The following is a 2,180-nucleotide window of genomic DNA, read 5'->3' on the forward strand; positions in this document are numbered from 1 at the left end:
TGTAAATGTCAAGCTAAGTGTGTACATTTTTGATTGTTTAAGGATGTACAAAATTACTCGTTTTCCTTTTCTAAATGATTCTTAATACGATACGAATCACCAATTATATTCACAACTGTTGCGTGGTGTAAGACCCGGTCCAATATGGCATTTGCTATTTTGGTATCCTGGAATACCTCATCCCACTGCTTAAAGCTTACATTTGTGGTTAATATGGTGCTTTTTTTCTCATATCTTAGATCAATTAGCTGGAAGAACAATTTGGCATCTTCACGATCAATTGGCAGGTATCCAATTTCATCAATAATCAATAACTTATATTTTCCGTAATGCTTTAATCGACTTTCTAAGCGATTTTCCAATTTTGCTCGTTTTAATTGTAGGATTAATTCATTACACTTTATAAAATAGGTGCTGGTTCGTTTCTTGGCTGCTGCGATACCTATGGACGTAGCTAAGTGCGTTTTTCCCACTCCACTTGGTCCTAAAAATACGATATTCTCTTTCTCTTCGAGAAAGCGTAATGTTGTAAAATCAAGGATTTGCTGCTTATTTACTGATGGTTGAAAATTGAAATCAAAATCCTTTATCTCTTTGCGGTGAGGGAAAGCCCCCACCTTGACCATTGAGTTAACCATATTTTTTTCTCGCATATCAATTTCATAATTTGTAAGTTTTAAAAGTGTATCTACAAAAGATAATTGATTACTCATTCCAAAATCAATGGTTTCTCCAAGATGGTCAATCATCTGTTTTAATTTTAAATACTCAAGGTTTTGCATCAATTGTTGATAACTACTATTCATTTTTATACACCTCATTAATCGCTCGTAAGTTATTTTTAGCTAGCTCATCAATATCCGGAAAATGCGGAAGACCTCTTGAAAGTGCCTCAACATAGTGGTCTTCCTTGTAATTAAGTTTGATTTGGCTGACCTCGTGTGTAGCGATTAATTCCGTGTTATAATAGACATGGATTTGATTATCATATACTTGTAAACCAACGGTTTTCCCTTTGTATTCAGCTGGAACTGAATACTGGTTTGATTTATAAGTAATCATGCCTGCGGAATTTACTTTTACAAGTTTATGGTGGATCTTATAAGAATCTCTTATTTGCTTTCTTGGCAGGGGCAGTAAGAGATTTTTTTCTTGTTCAAAGGCTAGTACGGGTATTTTCCCCGTACCTTGATGGTAACTGTGGTTAATCCGTTCACAAAGGCTCTGCACAAACGCATGAAGCTCCTCGTAATCAAGTTTCCCCTGATAGGCATGAATCTCATCTATCAATTTCATTGGAGTTTCAACTTTCCCCTTCGTCCTTGGCCGTCCTGCAATACAAGGCCTTACTTTAAATCCAAAATCCTTCGCGAATTGACCAAAACGTTCATTCACTATTCCCTTTGAATACTCGGTTCGTGGTTCATCCATTACTGTTTTCATATTGTCCGTCACAAGGTTTTGAGGCACTCCTCCAATGGCTTCAAAGCTTTCCGTCAAAAAGGACAATAAGATGCTTTGTGACTTTGATATGGTTAAATGAAAGACCCTAAATCGAGAATAGGACAAAAGAAAAACAGCCACATTTACATAAAGAATTTCTCCATCTTTTGTTATATACCGAATATTCTCCTTCCAATCTACTTGTGCTTGTTCACCCGGAAGGGTTTCATATCGGACTATGGAATGAACAGATTCTGTACGTTTCCCCTCACTGAAGTATGCTTGGAACTCTGGTTTACGAGCTATGTAGGCTCTAAAAGCTGACTGGGAACATTCCAGTCCATGATTATCTTTTAAATACTGCCAGAGAATACGTTTATAATAAAATCTTTGCTTTGACTCTTTGGAAAGGAGTAGCTTTATTACTCCGTAATAATCATCTATCTTAGATCTTCTGTCTCGTTTCTTTTGAGGAACATATCCATTCAAATATTTATCAACTGTCCTCCGATCTACATTCAACTCTCGAGCTAATTTACTTTTGTTTATTTTCATATTCAGGCTCTCCATAAGAAGTTTAAGTTTTGGTAAGTCCGAAAGACTTGTGATTTCTATATTTGTTGTAATATCTAGTTGAACATACATCCTCTCCACCTCGAGAAGAGTATGCCATGTACTACCCAAAACTGTACATTCTTATGCAATCATTTTTGTACATATTTAAATTAGCATTTATA

General features: G+C 35.8%; 2 protein-coding genes. Both read right to left on the reverse strand.

The annotated features are described in order from the left end of the window. Positions 1–53: 53 nt before the first annotated feature. Entirely contained in the window at positions 54–806 is a 753-nt protein-coding gene (istB, locus tag WD019_RS21505) for an IS21-like element helper ATPase IstB (RefSeq protein ID WP_425712786.1), read from the reverse strand. Next, positions 799–2,088, reverse strand: coding sequence for an IS21 family transposase (gene istA / locus WD019_RS21510; RefSeq protein WP_425712787.1), 1,290 nt, complete (start codon positions 2,086–2,088; stop codon positions 799–801). Before istA ends, istB begins: the two co-directional genes overlap by 8 nt. Positions 2,089–2,180: the final 92 nt, after the last annotated feature.

It is taken from the genome of Fictibacillus sp. Mic-4 (genome assembly GCF_049843615.1).
GTDB classification, from domain to species: Bacteria; Bacillota; Bacilli; order Bacillales; family Fictibacillaceae; genus Fictibacillus_A; species Fictibacillus_A gelatini.